The sequence below is a fragment of the Thiocapsa imhoffii genome, from assembly GCF_016583985.1.
Lineage (GTDB): Bacteria > Pseudomonadota > Gammaproteobacteria > Chromatiales > Chromatiaceae > Thiocapsa > Thiocapsa imhoffii.
In genome coordinates, this window is sequence record NZ_NRSD01000026.1 from 35,292 (window position 1) to 57,299 (window position 22,008).

The 22,008-nt window shown below is 57.7% G+C and carries 18 protein-coding genes; all 18 read left to right on the forward strand.

The window, feature by feature from the left end:
- The first annotated feature begins 18 nt into the window (after positions 1-18).
- The 18 genes from CKO25_RS17845 (at position 19) to CKO25_RS17930 (ending at position 21,958) form a co-directional block, all read left to right on the forward strand.
- Positions 19-1,698, forward strand: coding sequence for a tetratricopeptide repeat protein (locus CKO25_RS17845; RefSeq protein WP_200389310.1), 1,680 nt, complete (start codon positions 19-21; stop codon positions 1,696-1,698).
- A complete protein-coding gene (locus CKO25_RS17850) occupies positions 1,695-2,765 on the forward strand; it encodes a flagellar assembly protein T N-terminal domain-containing protein (RefSeq protein WP_200389311.1) in 1,071 nt (356 codons plus the stop codon). The genes CKO25_RS17845 and CKO25_RS17850 overlap by 4 nt, the downstream gene beginning before the upstream one ends.
- A 380-nt stretch (positions 2,766-3,145) precedes the next feature.
- On the forward strand, positions 3,146-5,116 hold the full coding sequence (locus tag CKO25_RS17855) for a hypothetical protein (protein ID WP_200389312.1): 1,971 nt from the start codon (positions 3,146-3,148) through the stop codon (positions 5,114-5,116).
- Between the two features lie 216 nt (positions 5,117-5,332).
- Complete coding sequence (locus tag CKO25_RS17860) at positions 5,333-6,535, forward strand: FlgO family outer membrane protein (RefSeq protein WP_200389313.1); 1,203 nt, start codon at positions 5,333-5,335, stop codon at positions 6,533-6,535.
- Positions 6,536-6,548: 13 nt separating this feature from the next.
- Positions 6,549-7,790: a FlgO family outer membrane protein gene (locus CKO25_RS17865; RefSeq protein WP_200389314.1), complete on the forward strand. Its 1,242-nt coding sequence runs from the start codon at positions 6,549-6,551 to the stop codon at positions 7,788-7,790.
- A gap of 88 nt (positions 7,791-7,878) precedes the next feature.
- Entirely contained in the window at positions 7,879-10,134 is a 2,256-nt protein-coding gene (locus tag CKO25_RS17870) for a vWA domain-containing protein (protein ID WP_200389315.1), read from the forward strand.
- Between the two features lie 172 nt (positions 10,135-10,306).
- Positions 10,307-11,092, forward strand: coding sequence for an ABC transporter ATP-binding protein (locus tag CKO25_RS17875; RefSeq protein WP_200389316.1), 786 nt, complete (start codon positions 10,307-10,309; stop codon positions 11,090-11,092).
- A complete protein-coding gene (locus CKO25_RS17880; protein WP_200389317.1) occupies positions 11,092-12,978 on the forward strand; it encodes an ABC transporter permease in 1,887 nt (628 codons plus the stop codon). Before CKO25_RS17875 ends, CKO25_RS17880 begins: the two co-directional genes overlap by 1 nt.
- A 6-nt stretch (positions 12,979-12,984) precedes the next feature.
- Positions 12,985-14,772, forward strand: coding sequence for a formylglycine-generating enzyme family protein (locus CKO25_RS17885; RefSeq protein WP_200389318.1), 1,788 nt, complete (start codon positions 12,985-12,987; stop codon positions 14,770-14,772).
- Complete coding sequence (locus CKO25_RS17890; RefSeq protein WP_200389319.1) at positions 14,735-15,652, forward strand: hypothetical protein; 918 nt, start codon at positions 14,735-14,737, stop codon at positions 15,650-15,652. The genes CKO25_RS17885 and CKO25_RS17890 overlap by 38 nt, the downstream gene beginning before the upstream one ends.
- A gap of 28 nt (positions 15,653-15,680) precedes the next feature.
- Entirely contained in the window at positions 15,681-16,244 is a 564-nt protein-coding gene (locus CKO25_RS17895) for a coiled-coil domain-containing protein (RefSeq protein WP_200389320.1), read from the forward strand.
- A 122-nt stretch (positions 16,245-16,366) separates the two neighbouring features.
- Positions 16,367-16,813 (forward strand): protein kinase domain-containing protein, encoded by a 447-nt coding sequence (locus CKO25_RS17900; protein WP_200389321.1) that lies wholly within the window; start codon positions 16,367-16,369, stop codon positions 16,811-16,813.
- Positions 16,814-17,371: an Lcl domain-containing protein gene (locus tag CKO25_RS17905; RefSeq protein ID WP_200389322.1), complete on the forward strand. Its 558-nt coding sequence runs from the start codon at positions 16,814-16,816 to the stop codon at positions 17,369-17,371.
- Between the two features lie 272 nt (positions 17,372-17,643).
- Positions 17,644-17,925, forward strand: coding sequence for a nucleotidyltransferase domain-containing protein (locus CKO25_RS17910; RefSeq protein WP_200389323.1), 282 nt, complete (start codon positions 17,644-17,646; stop codon positions 17,923-17,925).
- Between the two features lie 320 nt (positions 17,926-18,245).
- Complete coding sequence (locus CKO25_RS17915) at positions 18,246-18,803, forward strand: hypothetical protein (protein ID WP_200389324.1); 558 nt, start codon at positions 18,246-18,248, stop codon at positions 18,801-18,803.
- Positions 18,804-18,875: 72 nt separating this feature from the next.
- A complete protein-coding gene (locus CKO25_RS17920) occupies positions 18,876-19,133 on the forward strand; it encodes a toxin-antitoxin system HicB family antitoxin (protein WP_371829727.1) in 258 nt (85 codons plus the stop codon).
- A gap of 49 nt (positions 19,134-19,182) precedes the next feature.
- Positions 19,183-20,886, forward strand: coding sequence for a hypothetical protein (locus tag CKO25_RS17925; RefSeq protein ID WP_200389325.1), 1,704 nt, complete (start codon positions 19,183-19,185; stop codon positions 20,884-20,886).
- Positions 20,816-21,958 carry a hypothetical protein gene (locus tag CKO25_RS17930; RefSeq protein WP_200389326.1) on the forward strand — a complete coding sequence of 381 codons (1,143 nt, stop codon included), beginning with the start codon at positions 20,816-20,818 and terminating at the stop codon, positions 21,956-21,958. Before CKO25_RS17925 ends, CKO25_RS17930 begins: the two co-directional genes overlap by 71 nt.
- Positions 21,959-22,008 lie beyond the last annotated feature (50 nt).

Sequence of the window (22,008 nt, forward strand, 5' to 3'; positions counted from 1 at the left end):
TCACGCGAGGCAGACGTCATGACCACCACAGAACATACCCTGAGTTATCGGCGTCGGCTGTTGGTCCATGGTGTCTGTCTTGCGCTGACCGGCGGCGCCATCGCCCACGCGGACAACGCGATACAAGCCGTCTCTCCAAGCCACTTCCTTGAGTTGGTGAACGAGATCCCACTCGAAGGTTCGGGGGTGGGACTCGACCTTACCGCGAGTCCATCCGGAGTGCTTTACCTGAGCGATCAGTCTCAAGGCGGCATCCGTCGCCTGGCGAGCGACGATGCGGCCTGGCAGATCCTCATCTCTTCGGATCCCAAGGCCGATCTGCCGCGTCACCCAGCGTCCATTGAAGTCGGCACGGATGCACGTTTGTGGATTGCCGACACCGATCGTCGCCGTGTGGTCGTGGTCGGTGCCTCCGGCGACCCTGCCGAGACTTACCAGGACCGGCAGCAGTTGGATAAACCCACGCGATTGGCGCGTGCGCTGGATGGATCGATGACAGTGTGGGACGTGCAGAGCAATCGTCTCGTGAGACTCAATCCGACAACCAGCTCCACGCCGCCGACCGTTTCAGTCGTCGCGAGTCATCCAGGCGCTGACTTCTGCGTACCCGCACAGCCGAGCGTGACCTATTGCGTGGCAACCGATCGCAAGACGGTCACGCGCCATGCCGCCGGCGAGACCTCCGCAACCTGGACCGCGCCCGGCACCTATCCGCGACTTGCCGACCTGCATGTCGGGCCTCACGGCGAGGTCTTCATGATCGACACGGCGGGCCGTCGACTCTATCGCTCCGATCCGCAGCTCGCAGCACCTCTCCGGCTTCGACTCTATGAGCCGATGCTTCAGTCCCCAACCCGCCTGGCCCTGGCAGGTGACCAACTCTGGCTCTTGGACGAAGGCCGCAAGTCCATCCTGCATCTGCGTCTTCGCACGGCCGAGACCGCATGGGAGCACGCGATCCTCGGCGAGGAATATCTCGGTGTCGGGCTTGCCGACAGCGCACTGGGCGAGTTGACCACGGCCCAACGGCTGGGTCTGGACCATCCTGATGTCATCCTGAATCTCGGTGCCGCCCAATACGACCTCGGAGATTTCCGTGCCGCCCTCGACGCCTGGGAACGCCTCCCTCCGGAGCTAAGGGACAGCACTCAAGTTCGATTCAGACGCGCCAATGCGCTCTTCCGGCTTGGTCACTACAAGGATGCCGCGTTGCTCTTTGAAGGCATCGAGCCGACTGCCTCGGAATACCCGACCGCGCGATTCAATCTCGCCCAGGCGAATCGAGCGCTGGGGGATGACGCGTCCGCCTATGCGGCACTCACGGAGTTGCTTGCCGCAGCGCCCGAGCATGAGCGGGCGCGCCTGTCGCTCGCCATGGTCCTCATCGGTCTCGGACGGGACGACGAGGCAAACAGGCTTCTTGATGCTCTGGCCCAGGGTGGGGGGGCTGTGTCCGGCGAAGCCGCATTCAGTCTGGGTCAGCGACGCCTCGCTGCCGGCGACCTCTCCTCGGCTGTGGCGTTGCTGGAGCAGGCCGCTCGCCTCGGACCGCATTACCGGAGTGCCCTGACGACTCTCGCCATCGCTCACCGACAACGCGGCGACGAGGCACAAGCCCGCCTTTACGAACAGCGCGCCGCAGCGCTCGAACTGGATACGACCAACCTTGCCACTCTGATTCTGGAGAATGCCCCATGAAGATCAATGCGAGCGCTATCGTTCTCATCGTCGCGCTCAGTGGCGTCAGTCCGTTGCATCCGCTGCACGCTGAGCCCGCCAGTGGACTCTCCGATATCACGGTCATCACGGTCGAAGGCGAGGCACTGATCGAAGGAGCAGATATCCCTGCCGCGCGCCAGCGCGCGCTGCAGGAGGCATTCACGGCCGCCTTAACCCAGGCACTCGGGGCCTACCTCACCGCGGATAGCTTTACACGTAACTTCGAGTCGATCGACCGCGGCGTCTACAGTCGAACCCAGGGCTATATCAAGACCTACAACATCCTCAACGAGGACACCAACGACGGGCTTCTGGCACTGCAGGTCGAGGCGCAGGTTTCGACCGAGCCGTTGCAGGACGACCTCTTAGCCCTTGGGATATTGCTCGACGGTACTGGAAATCCAGTGATGCAGGTGCAGGGAACCGAGGAGGGTCTGGATCTGCCTGTGAGTCCGCGCATGCTCCAGGAGAGATTGAGCCAACAGGGTTTCCAGGTGCAGTCTGTCGTGACCCACCCCCACGACGTCATGATCCAAGTCAACGGCAAGGTCCAAAGCACCAACGAGATTGGTCGAATGGGCATGTACGGCGCCATCGTCGTCCTTGATGCCAACGCGAGCTGGCAGCCTGGAGGTCGGACGATCGCCAGCGCCGCTGAAAGTGCCAACGGCGCTGGACTCTCCGTCCAGGCCGCGTTGCAGGATGCCTACGCAAAGGCCGCTGACAAGCTCTTCCCAACGCTCCTCGAGCGCATCACGTCGGCCTGGCAGGCTGAACTCAATGCAGGCCGACTGGTTTCCATTGCGATCGATGCCGCTGACCTTTCCGAGGTGACTGCCTTCAAACGCCGACTCGGTCGTATTTTCGGCGTCGACCAGGTCGACATGAAAAGCTTCACGCCGGGTCGCGGTGACCTCGTCGTCCGTTTCAGAGGAAGCGCCCCGCAACTGGCAGAGTTGATTCAGATGACCGACTTCCGGAATCCAGCATTGCGGGTCATTTCGGTTGATAACAGCGCGATTGCGCTCTCAATCGGTCTGAGATAACCCGCGATGCAGGATAACTCCACATGCTCCTCTGAACATGCGGATGCGTATAACTGTCTATTGGCACAAGGATGTCAGCACGTGATGGATTCACACAATAGTGCGATGAAATACGAGCCACGCATCAAGATATCAAGCGAGGTTTTCCCATGACACCTGTTTGGCTATATGAGATTCTGATGAGATCCCTTTGCATCTCTGAGCAGGGATCGACTTGTTTCAATGCCGTCTTACGCGGGCATCACTCGAACACCTTTTCTATTTTGCTGGGCCGATTCTTCTACGCTGTCGTCCGCGTTTTTCTCGCTGCGCGCATCACCCCATTCGCGCCAACACAGGGCCCCTTCAAGCTACTCTCGGCAGCATTATGCGCTTGACTGATGCCGCTGAGCCCAACCGCCTTCGCTGGAGCCATCAACGGACAGGTCATTGATTTGTTTGGCGATGGGATTGAAGGAGTTGAAGTCTCGATCCCAGGAAGTCGCTTCGCCGCAAAGACCGACTCAAATGGCCAGTATGAACTCGATTTTGTTCCAGGCAATTTTACTATGTCTTATGCTAAGGGTGGCTTTACGGCAGTCCTGATACCCAGAATCTTATATGGAGCGGAGGATTTTCCGGCCGAAACGGTTCGACTCGTACACAACCCTGCGCCTGGCGTGTATTACGTGAATCGCGCAACTAAATCTCTCGACCGGCTTTCGAATAATTGCAATTTCACAAGAGCCATTGTTGGCAAAAAAAGTGTAAGCGATATATTTAGGTTAACTGCGAATCCAGAAAGATCCCTTTCTATTCCGACCGGTCTTGCTATGTTTTTCGATAACTCTCGGCGAAACGACCCTCTCTACGGCAATTTCAATTCGAAAGCCACTTTCCATCAAAGCGCTGCTTTCTTGAATAAAGACAATGAGATGCCGCTAAACATTATCGAGACGGCGGTTGGTGATGCAGCAGAGTTTCGTAGTGCGAAGCTATCACCAGGCATGTATTTATTTGTTGACAATTATGACTTGTATTCTCGTTACTCCAGAAAACCATGTAATCCATTCATAGTTTCTGCCTTCGGAAGAGGTGCGTTTGAGATAAGCCAAAACGCAGTATGGAACCCAGTCGATGGAGACCCTGAGCGAATTCGTGAATTATGTATGTTAGGCTCGGAATCGGAGCGACACATCGATATTGAGTGTATGGGGACGGAGATGGCGAAAGCTGGAGCTACACCCGAGGCGATCGCCTTTGCCATTGAGATTCATGACTACGACGTTGGTCCAAGATACTTAAGTTCATTCGTAGAGGCCGGAGCGGTTGATTATGGGACAGTAACGCACTCCGTTCTCAATGATCCAAATGTGACTCACCCAGTCTTCCTGAACGATCAAGACCGCATTGTAACAGATTTGTATCGTTACCTTGATCATATCGATATCGCCGAAGCTATTAATTATTCCGACATCATCAGCCGATTTCCTAAAGCCAGAATTTGGCCAATGGCGTCTATCCAATCACGCGAGTCCATGGATGACTGGGGTCAGCGCTTTATCGTTCGGTTTATCATGCTCAATGGTTGTCGCGCGTGCGAGATTGCCGGGCATGCTGACGTAGCGTTCGACTTTGTCCCGCAGGACGGCAAGGGGGGCGAACACGCTTTCGTTGCTGCTCACCTAGTGAAACTAATCCCAGAAACCGTGTCCCCCGTCGTTGACCCGCCTCCTCACGCGGAATCGATTTCATGGCAGTTTCCGGTCACACCCTATCGACCAGGATCCTATGGCGGACGAGGCTTTTACTTCGACAAAAATCATCTCGGCGAGGATATCCGACTTGATGAAGGAACTCCGATTCTTGCGATCGGCCCAGGAACCATTGTCCACTATGGCCCTGCGCCAGGCTATGGTGAACTGGTCGCCGCCGTCGAACACGACCTTGGTCCGAATGGTGCTTCACTGCTTTCAGGGAATGGGAAAATGCACCAGACCACTAAATTTCTATCCATCTACGGACATCTTCGCGCCTGTGACAAGCGTGACAATGGTATCTGCACGAATCTTTCCGTAGGAGATCCGGTCACCACAACAACTGTCATTGGTTATATCAATGATCATAACGACGATCCTGCACTGGACCACAACGGTGACGGCAAAGAACACCTGCATCTTGGCATTCGACTCATGAGCGCAGCAGAGGCATGGCAACCCGACGCTGGCAAATGGCTGCGGGGCTACGAATCAGGTAGCGGGACGGTCGGAGAGTTTGCCGCTGCGTCGAAGGTCATCCCGCAGTTGCAATCGCTGACGGTGGAGCCTGGAGGAATTTCAGAGCAAGAGGCCGATGAATTGACCGAGCAATAACGTTTTACCGGACTATACTGAAAACCTGTATCTCGACGCGAGTCACAACACGCATTCCCATCGGAGGTTACTGTTGGAGTTTCGGGTCGAAGCGATGGTCATGTCGGTTAGGGATTGAAGGGATTCGGCGTCTTTCTCTCGGCCGGAAGAAGATGTGTCATCACGCGTGTATGGAACGGACATATAGAGCATCTGCTTAGCTTAATGGAGTCGGACATGAAGAATGTTGTCAGTGTGATTGCCTTTTTGCTGTTGGTTTCCGCCAACCCACTATCGGCGGCGCCCATGGATACCGACCAGGCCGTGAGGCATCTCGCTTATCGATTGTTTGCAAGAGCGCATGGCGATATCGCTCAAGTGAAACAAGACATCGTCTATATCGCACTTGGCGAGCAGGAGGGCATTCTTGAGGGGAGTGAGTTCGACATAGTCAGACTCGGTGCACCGATTCAGGTTGGCAACGAGCTGCTGGGATATGAAGAGAAACTCATCGGCAAGGCAGTCGCAGAGCGCGTTCAGGAGCGCCTGACGGTTGCGCGGATGCTTGCGAAACTGGAAGCAGCGCGTGTCGGCGACCGCGCTTACCTACGACGTCAACCCGTGACGCGTTTAGTGATCGCCCCGTTCACGATCGAAGACAAGGTTTCGGGTCTCGGGTTAGGGATTCAGGAGAATCTGATCACCGCGTTGCTAAGTAAAGGTATCACCGTTGTTGAGCGCAGTCAGTTGGAGCAGGTTCTTGAGGAACAACAGCTAGGGCTGTCGGGCCTGGTCAATCTGGCCTCAGCTAAGAAGCTGGGCGAATTGCTCGGAGCAGACACCATGATTGTGGGCTCGCTTCGTGATCTTGGTGAAGCCGTAGAGATTAATGCACGGCTTGTTTCGATGGAGAGCGGAACTGGCTTCAGTGCGGCACAAGCACGGATTTCAAAGACTGCTGTCGTTGCTCAGCAACTCGCACAGGTTTCCAAGCCTATGACCGGAGGAATAACAAAAACGACCGGAATTAGTGGATCAAGGTCCACTTCAAAGCCGGATAAGCCTTTTTCAATGTTTGAGAACGATTTCGTTCGTATTGAGGTCGTATCGCTTGCCAATGTTGAAAAGGGTGCTTTAATGAAGCTTAAATTTACAAATATTGGGAAGGATGTAGTCTGGCTGAGTTTGTCGGATTTAGAGAGCTGTTATGTTGCTAAGCAAGACGGTTCTCGTCGCGTTTGTAAGGAAGTTTCGTGGGTAGACAACCAGCGATCCCAGAGGCAAATCGAGCTGGTTCCGGATGTTCCGCGGGCAGAGTCAATACAGTTAGATTCGGTCGATCAAATCAACGGTTCTTATATTTTTACCACTAGACTGTGGAGCAGGGGCGGAAACGTGAACGAGCTGCTTATAGTGATTCGGGATATTTATGTAGAGTAAGGAGGTTTTGGGGGTGAACATTTTCATGATGTTGTCGAATTCAAGCGCTAGGCACGGATTCGGTATTCTCATTTTGTACGTTCTGGTTTCGGCGAACACTGTTGTGGCAGCGCCGATGGATACTGATCAGGCCGTAACGCATCTTGCTGATCGCTTGTTTGCAAGACCGTATGGTGATATCGCTCAGGTGAAACAGGAAACTGTGTATATCGCAGTTGGTGAGCGGGAAGGCATTCTTGAGGGGAGTGAATTCGACATTGTCAGGCTCGGGGCGAAGATTCAGGTCGGGAGTGAGCTGCTGGGATATGAGGAGAAACTCATCGGAAAAGCGGTTGCCGAGCGGGTTCAGGAACGCCTTACCGTTTCTCGGATGCTGGCGAAACTTGAAGTGGCGCGTGTGGGCGACCGAGCTTATCTGCGACGTCAGCACGTGACGCGTGTAGTGATTGCACCGTTCACGATCGACGACAAAGTTTCAAGTCTCGGGTTAGGCATTCAAGAGAATCTCATCACGGCGCTTTTAAGTAAGGGCATTTCTGTTGTTGAGCGCAGTCAGTTAGAGCGGGTTCTAGAGGAACAACGACTCGGGTTGTCGGGCTTCGTCGATCTGGGGTCCGCCAAGACGCTGGGAGAATTGCTTGGAGCAGACGCAATGATCGTCGGCAGCCTTCGAGATCTCGGGGAAACTGTCGACGTTAATGCGCGCCTTGTTGCGCTGGATAGCGGAACTGGACTGAGGGCGGCACAGGCACGAATCGCAAAGACCGCGATCGTTGCTCAGCAACTTGCACTGGGGCCTACGACTTCGGTCGGAGAGAACGGACGCGTCGTCGGTAGTAATCTCGGAAAATCGTTTGACCAAAATGGAGACCTGTTTCCAACCTTCGAAAATGATTTTGTACGCATCGAGGCTGTGTCGCTAAAAAACAAGGGCAAGCGTCCCATACTTGCATTAAGGTTTCTCAATGTCGCTGATGACGCTTTTGGTTTTAGGCTTAGTGAGTTAGAGGGCTGTTACATTTCGAATGAGTCAGGTTCTCGTCGAGTTTGTAAGAGCTTGTCATGGGATAGCGAAAAATTTCTGGGGGATCGATTTGAATTAGTTCCGGATGTACCTCGCGCTGAGTGGATAGAGCTTGAGTCCGGGGAGGAAGTCAATGGTGCCTACGTGTTTACAGCCAAGGCGTTGAAAATCGGGGAGCTGGGAAGGCTCGAACCGTTCTTGGTAATTATTCGGAACATTGACGTGAGATAGTGCTTTTCGATCGGTCAAGTCGATCAGGCATCGGTGTATGCCGGGGCCGTAATTTTTGGCTGTTTGGACTTTTTAATTAGGTTTTAACATGAAAGCTTATACGGGATTTTTAGCATTATCCGCACTCTGCTTGTCGCTGACGCAGCTTTTCGCATCGGAAACTGCGCCAACTCTCGACTGTCCGGGTAGCGGGGTCTGCCGTGAGGAGGGAACTGGGCTTCCGTTGCGGATACTGCCGCGACCGTTCTCGAACATCTACAAGGATAAGGCTGAGGGTGACATCGTTCAGGAGAACGTCCGGGCGTTTTACCCGCTTTATGTGTTCGCCCGCGACGATCTGGATGCAAGCGTGCCAAACGATCCGAAGGGGTGGTATCGCGTGGGTAATTCGCCCGACTCCGAGCCGGTGGGCTGGATGCGGGCCGCGGACGTTCTGGAGTGGCGACAGGCGCTGGTCGTCTCCTACAGCCATCCTGGTGAAGGCGCCGATGCAAGAAGCCGGGTGCTGATGTTCGACAATGAGGGGCAACTCAAGGAAATGGTGGAGGCGCAGGACCGAACAGCGCGCTTTAGCGCGGCCTACGATGAATTGGTGCAACAGCGTGTTCCGAGCGGTATTGTGAGTAAAGAGCCGGAGCGCTTTGTCGATATCACCGAGCGTTTTTACATGCTCCCGATCGTCGACTACGAGACCGTGATGATCGACGGTGACGAGGCGCGGTTTCTGCAACTGGCGGCGGCGGTGCCGGGGGAACGCAGTCAGACAGATACGCTGGACAACCCGGAGTTCAGACAGCAAGTCACTGCCACGGCTGGCGCTTTATCGGACGTTGAAGCGGTAAAGAATTTGGGTGTGGATCTGGTGTTTGTCATGGATATGACGGGATCCATGCAACCGTACCTTGACCGGACGAAAGAGGCGATCGCGGCCCTGGCCAGGCAGACCAGCGCTGCGGCTGGCACACGGATGCGATTTGGATTGGTGGGTTATCGAGATGACATCAAGACCATTCCGGAGTTGGAGTATGTGAGCAAAAACTTTACACCGACACTGGTCGCTGCGGAAGAGCTGGTTGGCATTCTCGACACCGACGCAAAGGCGGCCACCGTTGGCGCTGGCGATTATCAGGAAGAGGTTTTTGCCGGGATGAAGACCGCCTTGTCCAGCGCTTGGACCGATAGTGCTCTGCGCCTGATCGTGTTGGTGGGAGATGCCAGTTCACACCCTGTAGGACATCCACAGAACACGACTGGTCTAGATGAAAAGGCGCTCAACATCATGGCCAATGACGCCCAGGTCCATGTCATGGCACTGCATCTCATGGAGGATCGCGCAGTGAGTGATCATGCGCTTGCGAGAAAGCAGTTCGCGACTCTCTCGAAGGTTCGCGGCTCAACGGGTGAACCGGCCTTGATCGGGATCGACGTTGATGACAAGGAGGAGTTCGAGGGTGCCGTGAAGAGCGCGACCGATCGAGTGATGGCGCTGATCGAAGAGATCGAGCGCGTCGCCGAGACCTCGGCACCAGCGGCGATTGGATCAGATTCCTTCGGCGTGAACATTGAACCTGTTCCTGTCGGCCAGATTGAGGGGGGTGAATCAGGAGCTGTTTTGTCAGGCGTTTCCTTGATGGAAGAGTCTCTAATGGACGTGGTTCCGGTCCAAGAGGAGCCCGTAACGTTACAGGATCTTCAGACACCCGTCATGGTTGCGCCGGAGCCCTCGCCGGTTGTCGTCGTGCCTGTTGAACCGACACCTGCCGCCGCCCCGATGGACCCGTCGGCCAAGGCCGGAGAGACGATGCAAAAACTGATTGACACGGCGCTAGTGGAGTATCTAGGGAAGGGCCAGACACCACCACGGGATTTGCTCGTGTGGGCCTTCGACCGCGATCCGCTGAACCCGGCAACCCCTGCGCTGGAGGTTCGGGTCTTACTGACGAAGGCGCAGTTGAGCGACCTGGTGACCAAACTGGATCTGATATCCATGGCACTGGATAAGGCAGAACTCACCCAGATGGCGTTCTTTGATGCGCTGTCCAGTGTGTCTGCTGGAACAGTCAAGAATCCGGAGCAGATCAAGAACGCGGACAAACTCCAGCGCGCCGGCCTTCTGGACGCCTTTATCGAAAGCTTGCCCTATAAGAGTGAGATTCTATCGTTGAGCAACGAGATGTACGCCGCGATGACGCCATCCGAGCGGGCGGCCTTGCAGAGCGGCCTGGAGGCCAAGCTGATGCTCTATCGGGCGGTCAACGAGGACGTCGACGGTTGGGTACAGCTCAATGAGGGCGATGCTGACCTGGATAAGGTGTATCCGCTGCATCTGGATGCCTTGCCCTAGGCGAACGATCTTTTACACGGAGCGCCCGGGCATGAGTGACCGACACGAACACCCCAATTGCCTCAGTCCCGATAGGGCCGGGTCCACTGTGACTGGGTGTTCCGGCGGAATTGCTGCGTCGGCTCAAGACGTCGGCATCATTCATGAGCCGGCGTCGATAGGATCATCGTCGATGTCGGCCGTGGAACCGGAAGATTGCGGTGACGGAGAGGCGGCCCGGGCGCACAGGATTCTATCGGTCAGCAACCTGACGAAAACCCGTCAGCAGGGAGGTATCAGCTTTGAGCTGAAAGTCCCCGCATTGAGCTTGCGGGCCGGGGAGTTGATCGCAGTGGTGGGGGAGAGCGGGTGCGGAAAAAGTACGCTGCTTGATTTGCTCGCCCTGGTGTCTTGTCCGAGCAGTTGTGACGGCTTCCTCTTCCAGACGCAAGGCGGAGCGGGCGGCTCGGACATCGCTGCGCTCTGGAAGGCGGGGCGCGAATCAACGCTCGCACGGCTGCGTCGCCAGCACCTTGGATACGTCCTACAGACCGGCGGCCTGCTGCCCTTTCTGACCGTGCGGCAAAATCTGGAGCTGCCGTTACACATTCAGGGGCTGCAGGTTGATCCGATTCGCCTAAATGAGTTGGCGAGTCGAATTGGAGTCGCGGACCTGATGGGCAAGAAGCCGCAATTTCTATCGGGCGGGCAGCGTCAGCGGGTGGCGATCCTGCGGGCCTTGGTGCACTCGCCGACCCTGGTGTTGGCGGATGAGCCGACGGCCGCGGTCGATCGGACGCGGGCGAGGCGCATCGTCGCGGACTTCCGCTCCCTGGCGTGGGATGGCGGCTGCACGATCGTCATGGTGACCCATGATCAACCGCTGGTCGATGGTGTTGCGGATCGGCAATTTGGCTTCCGACTGGAGCAGGTCTCGGAGAACCTGACGCGCTCCATCTGTTTGGAAGGCGAAGTCTGATGGACGCTTTTAGTGTCGGGCGCCAACCCGCGCGGGCGACGGTCGTCCGTCTGGCCCTCGCCGACTTGCGGCATGAATGGGTCTTGACCCTGTGTCTGGTGCTGGCGCTCGCCGCAGTGATCTCGCCGCTGTTGATCCTCATGGGGCTTAAGCATGGAACGGTGGAGACACTGCGCTGCAGTCTGCTGGAGGATCCCACCTACCGGGAGCTTCGACCTGCAGAAACCCATACCTATGATCCGAACTGGTTCAGCGCATGGCGGACGCGCCCCGAGGTGGCTTTTCTCATCCCCACGATTCTACCGGCGTCTTCCATCATTGGCGCGGCACGGCCGGATACGCTCGCGACTCAGTTTCTGGATCTCATTCCGACTGGCCCTGGGGATCCGCTGCTCTTGGGGAACGGCGCGCTCATCCCCGGCACGGACGAGGTGGTGCTAACACAGGCTGCGGCGGAATGGCTCGGAGTCCAAGTCGGGGATCACCTGGAACTGCGCGCGACGCGCAGTCGTGCCGGGCAGTCGGAGCAGGGCACAACCCGTGCAATCGTTCGTTCCGTGCTCAGCACACGCGCCAGCTCGCTCGCCCGGGTCTATGCCCCCTTGGACCTTGTGCTGGATGTCGAGAGTTATAAGGAAGGAATGGCCGTGCCGGGTCGAGGCTGGACGGGCGGAAGCCCAACACCCTATGCCAGTTATGACGGGCTTTTCGTGCTGGCGCCCGAAGCCCTGACGCCGGTACAGCAGGCGGCACTTGCCATCAACACCGGATTGACCCGAAGCACGGAATTGGCGACGGCCGTCTTTCGGGCCAAAACCGGTCTCATCGTCCCGGAGACGAGTCAGCTCTACGAGCTGGGTGTGTCTTCTGGCTCGGTTCAGATGTCGAGCGTCCGTGCAGTAAAGGACAAGCTACGCGGCACTGGGGCCATCGTCATTCCCTATGTTTCCGCAGATGTCCTGTGCGTCGAGGCGGGCGAGAGCACAGGCGAGCATCCCCGTGTAATTGGTCTGTCGCTTTCGCTTGAGGATTCGCAGCGGCTCGGGTTGGTTGATCTGCCCTGGGGGAGCTTGCGTGCCGATCTGGAGGACGCTGTCCGGCTGCAGCAGATACTCGTTCCCCCCGGCTCGATCACGCGTGGTGTCGATTTAGAAGCAGTCTTCGAATCAGGCGATGCTGCCGCGCGCTTTCCGCTCACTGTTGCCGGCATTGGCCCACAAGGTGTGCTGCTGGTGCCAGCGGAGTTATTGGGGATTCTGCGGACCGGGGTGGATCGCCCTGTGATCTACGACTCGTCCAGCGGGCGTTTCCTTTTGGGCCGAACGGGATTCCAGGGCTTCAGGATGTATGCCCGGACAATCGACGACGTGGCCGGTCTGGAAAAGGCTTTGCGGGATGAAGGAATCGAGGTGGTCTCCCAGGCACAGGCTGTAGAGCGCATCCGCATCCTGGATCGAGGGCTCACACGGGTGTTTTTGCTGGTGGCCGTGGTCGGAATCACCGGTGGTGTTGCGGCGCTGATCGCCAGCCTGTATGCGGCTGTGCAGCGTAAGCGACGTGAGCTTGGGGTGATGCGCCTTCTCGGGCTTGCGCGGCACGCGGTTTTTCGTTTTCCGATCTATCAGGGAACGGCTGTGGCCGGTTTCAGTATCCTGCTTGCACTTGTGGTTTATTTCGCTTCGGCGGCGGTGATTAATCAGATCTTTGCCGCAGACCTTGCGGTGGCGAGCCAGTCCTGCCAGACAGAGCAGCACATCTGCGCCTTGCCTGCCTTAACACTTGTGTTCGCTTTTCAGGGAACCTTGGTCATCGCTCTGCTGAGTTCGTTGGTCGCGGCCTGGAAAACAACACGCATCGACCCTGCCGAGGCGTTGCGCGAGGAGTGAAACAGCATGTCTGAAGTGTCCATAGGGGTACGGACCAGTTTGAATGTTCGGCCGCGCAGTGATGTGTATGGCCGCGAGCGCAGTGCGCTCAATCCAACGGTCTTCATCCTTAAAAAGTGTTCAATGCTCAGGCGTCGCGGTGGTCTGCTCATGGCGTTGGCAATGGCTGCCTGCTTTGCCATGCAGATCAGCGTGGCTGAGCCATCGAGCCAGTCCTCATCAGCATCCAACGCCGCCAGCGACGATCTGGTCCTGCCAATGCCCAAATCCGCATCGATGGCATTTCGACCGATTATGGTGCCTGGTCCATCGTTCTGGGGTGGCGAGGAGCGGATCGTTCAATTGGGAGATCCAGACGGCGGAATGTTCGAGGGGTTGCAGCGAGTGCAGATCAGCGGATCCTTCCCTGGAGCAGGAGGAGAAGATTGGGTCTATTATCTTGCGAAATACGAAGTCACCAAGGGGCAGTATGTAAGTCTCATGGGCCTGGAAACCTTAATCGAGGAGAGTGCGAATCCGCAAGATCGGGAGCTCGCAACACTCACGGGTGATCGGCTCCAGGCGGCCCTTTCTGAACCCGTATCGGGACTCGGTTGGCCTGCAGTCGATGCCTTCATCCACGCCTATAACCAGTGGCTCTTTGATCCAAAGCATGCGGATCGTCTCAGTGCTCTACCTCAAATCGACGGCGTGCCTGGGTATCTGCGTCTGCCGACCGAGGTCGAGTGGGAATTCGCGGCGCGAGGCGGTGCGACGGCCCTCCGTGCAGGTACCTTCGGGGATCCTCTCCCGGTGTCGGCTGCAACGCTCAACAATTACGCCTGGCATCGCGATAATGCCAAAGCCAAGGTTCGCCCTGTCGGTCTTCGTGAGCCGAATACGCTGGGGCTTCATGACATGCATGGGAACGTACAGGAATTCGCGAGCCAGCGTTTTTTGCCCGAGATCTGGCAGGGGAAGCCGGGCGGACTGGTTGCGCGTGGAGGCAGTGTGATCACTTCGGCGAAAGAATTGCGTTCATCGACCCGTTCCGAGGTTGGGATCTATCGCTGGAACGACGATCGCAAACAGATGGAAGAGCAAAAATCACTGACCACCGGCATGCGTCTCGCCATCGGCTCCGATGTGATTGTGACTCCCGACTACTGGGAGACCCTGAAGACCAGTTACGATGCCTACAAGTCATCCATTCGCTCCAATACCCCTGTCGGTTTGACCCTAGAACATCCAGTTGCGCAAGGCGCTTCAGCCGTGGGCTTGGCTCATGCCGGCATCGATGAGTTGATGGGCAAGAACCAGGAGTTAACCTCAGAGTTAAGCCGCATTAAAAACTATATCGAGCAAGCCGAACTAAAAATGGATCAGGCACAACAAGAAGGCGCGCGGAGTCTCGCCCAGGACGCACTGCGCAATGCGACGAATGCTGCCGGATTCCTTTTTAGTGCGACCCAGTTGGAAGCCCGTTCTGTGGAGTTGGGCGAAATGATCAATGAGATTGGAAATCAATTCCAAGGCCAACTGAAATTGGTCAAGGACAAGGCAATGGAGAAGCGACAACATGCTGCCGAGCAGGTTGATGCCTACGCCAAGCGAGTGGCTGAGTTAGGAGAATATGGAAATACGTATGTCGATCGGGCATTAGAGGACCTTAGCAAGCGAGATTTAGCAGAACGTGAACGGATGGCACTCGTTCTCGTAGTAACGCATGTATCACGGTATCGGGTGACGCGGCGACTCTCAACAGAGGAATGGAGGAATGATTTCGATGAACGGTTCGGCACAGTCTCTCAATGAAACGGTTTCAGGTTTCGCAGTGGCCTGTAGATTCTTGCTGTTTTTTATCACCGCTGCGATGACTATCAGTTGTGTATCAAATCCGCCGCGAACAGATGTTACACACATAGTAAAGCCTGGGGAAGACTTTAAATCCATCTCGACTCAATACACTGGGACACCTGACCATTACAAAGCGATCGCAGCGCGTAGCGGTGTGATGAAACTGAGTAGCATTAAGCCGGGCGACAGCGTTGTCATACCGGCCAACCTAGTGAATCAAGGTGCCGGAAATAGTTCCCCATCTAGAGCTAAGACGGACACTGCAAGGACCCTCGCCGAGGCTGTGGCAGTTGCCACAGCACTGGGTGCTGGTGCTGGAGCTATCGGTTGTAAAAATAACAAATCTTCATGCGCAGCAACCGGTGCTGGTATCGGAGCGCTCACGGGCTTACTGGCTGGAACTGCAGTGGTAATGGCAAAACAAGCATTTGTAACCGATGAAGAGCGACTGAATCAGGAGATCACCCATGCCAAGGAGTATAATAAAGAATTAAAGGCTCATAATCTTCAATTAACAAACGATGTCAAAAAGCTCACTGCGGAATCAAACAGCCTTAAACAGCGGGTGCGACGCGGACAAGCTCAAGCCGACCAACTCGCTGCGCAGAAGCAAAAGGTCTCGGGGTTGCTGGCATCGAATCAGAAACTTCTGACCGACTCCCGCACCGAATTAGGTAGACAAGAGAAGATCTATAGTGAATTCAAGTCGGGTAAGATTGCGACCAACCCAGAGACTGAGAAGCTCATGCAAGAGATTACAGTTTTGAAGACCAACATCACCAAGCTTGACGGTGAAACTAAGAAATTGGCGGCTGTCAATGACCGCTTAAGTGTTTAATGTAAGGCATCGTTAAGTGATTAAGACAATGTATAGATACCTGATAATTGGCATCTTGATAATCTTGTTGGCTGGTTGTTCTACAGCTCCGAATCTTGATAATGACCCCCGTAGCGGAGGATTCTTCGGCGGTCTAGCCGGGGTCACGCGTGGTGACTACAAAGCACGTCAAGCGGAGCGAGAAAGCGCCTTGGCCAGTGTGCGCGGAGCCAACATGGGCCTTCAGCAGGACAATCAAGCCTTGGAACAAGATCGCCAACGCAAACAAGCGGAGGTCGCGCGACTTAAGCAGCAGGTCGCACAGCTTGATGACGACATTGGTTCACTCTCTGCGAAAGTTGCAGTTTTGAATCAGCACGGTGGCAGTAGCCAGGTCACTCAACTCAAACAACGGGTCAGCGAGCTGGAACACAAGACAAGCACGCTAAAGACTCGAGCCGAAAATGCAGACACCCCTGCACTTGTCAAAGAGAAGGAACGACTGGAGAAAGAGTACAACGCCGCCTTACAAACTTACTTGGTAATGAGCGATGCTGGTGGATCTGTCGGAACAACCGCAGTATCCTCAGGCTTATCGGATTTTCCGAGATAGAATGCGGATCTATGATCAAATCTGGTGGATGACGATGAGGCTCGCGCTGATCAGTCAGCCTCCCGTTGCTCCTAATTTGGTTTCCAGTGGGTCGTCCGGCACCGTAATAGTGTCTGCGTTACGTGCTTAGCCGAGGAGATCAGCGACCTTCTCGGGAGCACGGATACGCTGCCAAGTCTGGTCTGCGGCATCGCAACCTGTCAACGGACAACATCTACATCATCCGTCAGGGGCGGGTGAAGTTGTTGGACTTCGGCGCCGCGCGCTTTGCCGCCGGGGAGCACAGTCGCAGTCTCTCGATCATCCTCAAGCCCGGTTATGCGCCGGAGGAGCATTACCGCACACGCGGTAAGCAGGGGCCATGGACCGATGTCTATGGGTTGGCCGCGACGCTCTATCGCGCCATCACCGGGACCGCACCGCCGGAGGCACTGGATCGGTTGGATGAGGATGAGCTGATTGCCCCGTCCCGGCTCGGGATCGGCATCGCCCCCGCACAGGAGGCGGTCTTGCTCAAGGCGCTGGCGGTGAGAGCCGCTGCGCGGTATCCGAGCATGCAAGACCTTTAGGTGGGATGGCGCGCGAGCGAGGGCACAACAGCGACAGAAAAACCGAAGGTCGGCGTACCGCCGCCGCCGACATCGCCATCACTGATTTCCGGTCGCTACCGACCGCTGGGTCCGGACGGTGCCATCATCGAAGACCTCACCACCGGCCTGCACTGGATGCGATGCAGCCAAGGTCAGCGATGGAACGGCGTCGCCTGCGTCGGGGCCGCGTCGAAGCTGACTTGGGAGGAGGCGATGCGGCAGCCGCAAGGGCTGTCTTTCGGCGGCTATGCCGATTGGCGCGTGCCGACGAAGGACGAGTTGTTGACCTTGGTCTATTGCTCCGGTGGCCAGCCTAAGACATGGAACGCTACGGGCAATGCATGTCGAGGAGACTATGAGAGCGCGACGATCGATCAAGTTGCCTTCCCGAAGACGCCGGACTCGTGGTGTTGGTCTTCGTCGCCGGATGCCAAGTATTCTTACGGCGCGTGGCGAATGAATTTCGGCAATGGCCGTGTCAACAGCAACGAGAATGGCAATCGGTTATACGTACGTCTCGTGCGCGGCAAGCAGTGACGTCGCCGTCTTGTTTAACTCTTGGCACTGCCCCCGTCATCTTTGGGAGAAATTTCGGACTCGGTGATTTCCGAGAGAATCGATGTTCCCCGTTCGTGTTCATTCTTTCGCGACTATCCCGAAAAATAGTGATCTCAATGCTCTTGAAAGCAACCGTTCAATAGCGAGTGATCCATCTTAGCCCCTTCCCTCGCGGTAGATGGGTTGGGGAGAGGTAGAGAATGAACCGGAATGGCTAATTTGTTTCTAAACCGTTACAAAAGGCCCCGACGATGCGACTGAGCCCCCTCGAACAACAACTGATCCAGGATTCGATCGCCGCGATCGACCCGAATGCCGAGATTTATCTGTTTGGATCCCGCGTCGATGACCAGGCCAGGGGTGGCGATATCGATCTGCTCGTTCTGTCGAACCGAATCGACTTCATGGGCAAGCTCGACCTCCTGGCACGGTTGCATCAGCGTTTGGGCGAGCAAAGAATCGACCTGATGATCGAGCCCGACACCTCCCGTCCATTGGCGCGCATCGCGGTCGCGACGGGGATACGCCTGTGAAATCAGACAAGATTCAATGGCTGCGCGACGAAATGGTTAACCTGGGATTGGCCGCGACCCATTTAAGGTTCTCCTTGGATCTTTCGGGCGGTCGCTGCCTTGACTCCGGCTTTGCTCGCCGCGGTTCCGAAGGTCGAAGCGCACGCAGATGCCCTGATTCGCCGCTATACCGGCGACGACAATTCAGCGGATTCCTCACGTTAGGCTTGATTGATGCGATGGCGTTATCCCCTCGGCCTGGGCGTGGTCGGTCGATAGGTTGCGTCATCCGTCCTGAAGCGCCTCTATCGTGGCGCTGGCCCGAGCAAGACGCGCGCTCTGTGTTAAAGTCCAACAGCCCCGCGCAGGGACGGGTCAGTCAGATCACCAAGGGCAAGATTCGGGTCGAGGATCTGGACAGCGAGACCGCCATGGCGCTGACCATCTTCGGCATCTGGGAGCTGGCCGAGATCGCCTACGACGACATCCTGAACCTCTCCCGCTCCCTGGGAATTGCCCTGGACGGCAAGGCCGCGGGTTACCGGGTCCAGGACCGTGAGATCGGCATCAACCAAGCCGTCGGGACCCGCGGCCGCGTCAAGGGCGCCGAGGGCTACCAGGCCCCGTTGGTCCGCGCCGGCTCCAAACTCCGCCTGGCCCTGCCTGAGGAGCGCCACGGCGCCCGTCTGAGCGCCCCGCAGACCGATTGGGATCGTCTGCAGGGACTGATCGCGGCCTATCGCGACGGCGATATCCCGGTCGCTCGCGCCTACCTTCAAACGCACGCTGCCGAGAACACCGAGCGTATTCTCGATCTGCTGGAGGTCTGGGCGGCGGAAGCGCGTGATCCGGATCTGAAGAAGCAGGCGCGTGCCGCACTCTATGGGCTTGGGCGGTGATCGTTGTCTGGATCTGCGGTTTCCCTCGTTGCGGGCGGTCAGCCCGGAGGATTTTCTGAAGGAGTTGCAGATATGACCTCAGTAACAGTCAGCTTGCCCGACGAGACCTACCGGCGCCTGGACGACATCGCGCGATTGCGCGGCACCGTTATCGATCGGCTCTTCGACGAGATGGCGGCACTGATGGTCGCGGAGTCGGACGCCGAGGACCGCTTTCGTGCCCGAGCTCGCCGGGGATACGGCAAAGCCGAGCGGGGGCTCGGGTTGCTGAGTCAGGCGGCCGGACAGCGCGGCGAGGGCCGAGATCGCGAATGGGATCTGGATCCGTGAGGTTCCTCTTCAACACCGAGGTCGTGTCGGACGTGCAACGCGAGAGTGCATGACGGCGAATGCCAACCCGGAGATCCGAGGCATGGAGCACACCAATAGGTCCGCATCGTTCCAACAACGCGACTGGCAACCGCGCTACCGCAGCACCACCAGCGACGTCCTGCACGACTTCTACATCCCGGCCCTGCGCGCGAGCGTGCGCTACGATCGGGTGGCGGGGTATTTCCGCTCGACCTCGCTGGCCGCGGCCTCCCAAGGCTTCTCGGCCCTCGTCAAGAACAAGGGTCATGTGCGTCTCGTGGTGGGGGCCGATCTGGATCCCGAGGATGCCCTGGTCATCCTCGATCACCGGGACGACGTGCGTCTCGCCGCGACCTTGTTGGCGAACCTGGCCGACCGGCAAGGCTGGCCCGAGTCCGTCGAGAACGGTCTGGCGCTGCTGGCGTGGATGCTCAAGGCGGGTTGTCTGGAGATCCGCGTGGCCCTGCGCCGCCATCGCAAGACCGGCGCCGCCCTCCCTTACGGTTCGCGCGTCGACGGCTATGTCCACGAGAAATGGGCCGTCTTCACGGATGCCGAGAGCCATCGGCTGATCGCCGAGGGATCCCTGAACGAGTCGCGCACGGCACTCGAGATCAATGCCGAAAACATCGGCGTGCACGCCGACTGGTGGGGCCCTCGGGAGGCGGAGCGAGCGGATCTGTATGCCGGGGACTTCGAGACCATCTGGGAGAATCGGGATCCCGGGCTCTACGTGTTGGACCTGCCCCTGGCGGTGCGCGAGCGGCTGATCGAGATTGCCGGCATCGTGACCCGACCGAAGGAGATCGACGGCTCCAGCGAGCTGCCGCCGGACGTCGCTGGACCGACGGCGCGCGAGTGGCTGCAATTCGCCATCCTGCGCGAGGCACCGCGGATGCCGAACGGTCGCTTGGTCGGGATGGCGACGGCTCCGGTCGCGCCCTGGCCGCACCAGACGATCGTCGCGCGGCGCCTGATCACCGCCTACCCGTACAGCTTTCTGTTGTGCGATGAAGTCGGTTTGGGCAAGACCATCGAGGCGGGCTTGGCCTTGCGCTCGCTGATCCTGTCGGGACTGGCACGACGGGTCTTGATTGCGCCGCCTGCGAGTCTCGCTCGGCAGTGGCAAATTGAGCGCGGCGACTCGGACCCAGTACGAACTCTGGCTCAAGCAGGGCATCACGCCGACCGCGGCGAGTCTGAAGAAGCTCTTGCGCGCCATTTTTTCATCCGCGCCGCTCTCCAGGGTGATGATGCGCCACAACCGCGCCCTGCTGCGTGTCTACCAGGAACAGGGCGAGCTGACCGCCAACCTGGCGCAGCGGCACATCCTGCCGATGCGCAAGATCCAGTACACGCCTCAAGAGCACGCCGCGTACGAGGCCCTGGACGCCTATTCGCAGGAGCTGGCCAAACACATCACCGCGGCCAACGACCAACAGGCGCGCGTCTCCACCGGCTTTTACCTGAGCTTCCTGCAACGGCGTTTCGCGTCCAGCCTGTACGCCATCGGCGAGACCCTGCGGCGCCGACGCGAGCGGGTGAAGTGGACGCTGGAACACCTGTCGGCGAAACCGGGCAAGAGCCCGTCGGCATTCGCGGCGTCCGATCTCGACGAGGATCTGGAGCAGGACGAGGACGACACGGAGGTCATCGAGCAGTTGCTCAAGAACCGGAGCGAGGCCGATTTGCGCTGGGAGTGGGAGACGCTCACGCAGATGCTGGCCGGTAGCCTCTACGATGCAATGCCCGTGTCCTCGAAGACTCAGGTGTTGCTGGGGTATGTGGAGAGCCGTCGGGATCAGACGCGCCCCGGTCGCGTGGCGCAGATGGTGATCTTCACCCAGTTCTGGGACACCCTGGAGGACTTGGTTCGGCGCCTGCGACAAGCTGAGTCCAAGCTGCTAGTGGGGACCTATTCGGGGCGCGGGGGACAATACACCGATCCGCACACCGGTAAGCTGGTCGGGACCGAGCGCGACGAGATCAAACAACGCTTCCTGCGCGGGGAGATCGATATCCTGGCGTTGACCATCGACCGTACGATCTATGACGACGGGGTCGCATCACTCGGACCGCAGTTGCGGTTTGCGACCTACGGCGAGCCGGTTTTCGATGCCATCCTCGCCTTGAGTGAGGACTGGCCACCGCCCGGGTGCGTCCGGCGGATTGCTGTCACACCACAAGGTCTGGATCTGCAGTACGTCGCCTTCGTTGCCAATGATTTGGGGACTGAGCTTCATCTCATCACGGATTTGGCCACACTTGCCGCGTTCGATCTCGACGAGACGGTCACCCTGTCGGAGGCCGACACCCTGCCTTTTATCGCGCAACTGCAGGTGCTGGCTGACGCGGAGTATCGCCTGACAGGCCATGTGATGGGCGTCGAGTCGGACAATGAGCGTTCCGGTCGCGCCCAAGCGGCGCTGGCCCTCGGAACCGCTTTCGGGTTCATCAAAGGCCGCCAGAAAACGGGACTCGCCGACGAGAACTTCTGGAAAGAGCTCGATGCCTGTCGCAATCGGATCGCGGAGCGGCTCACTCAGGTCGGAGGGATATCCGTGGATCGTGTTCCCGTCATTTACGAGCAGGTGGCGACGGCTTTCGTCCCGTTCGATGTCAAACGCAAGATCAGCGACGAGAGCTTCTGGGTCGATAACGCGCCGCCTCCATTGCTGAATGCCGCCCTGGATGCGGCGGCCCGCGTCGGTGATGGGATCAAGAAGAAAAAGTCGGCGCTTTCCACTGACTTCGTCTTGAGCAAAATCGCGACAGAGATGAAGCGAATCCTGATGACAGGCTGATGGAATAGAGTGTTTAATTAGAGTTGGAAGAAATAACTAAAAGCGTATTT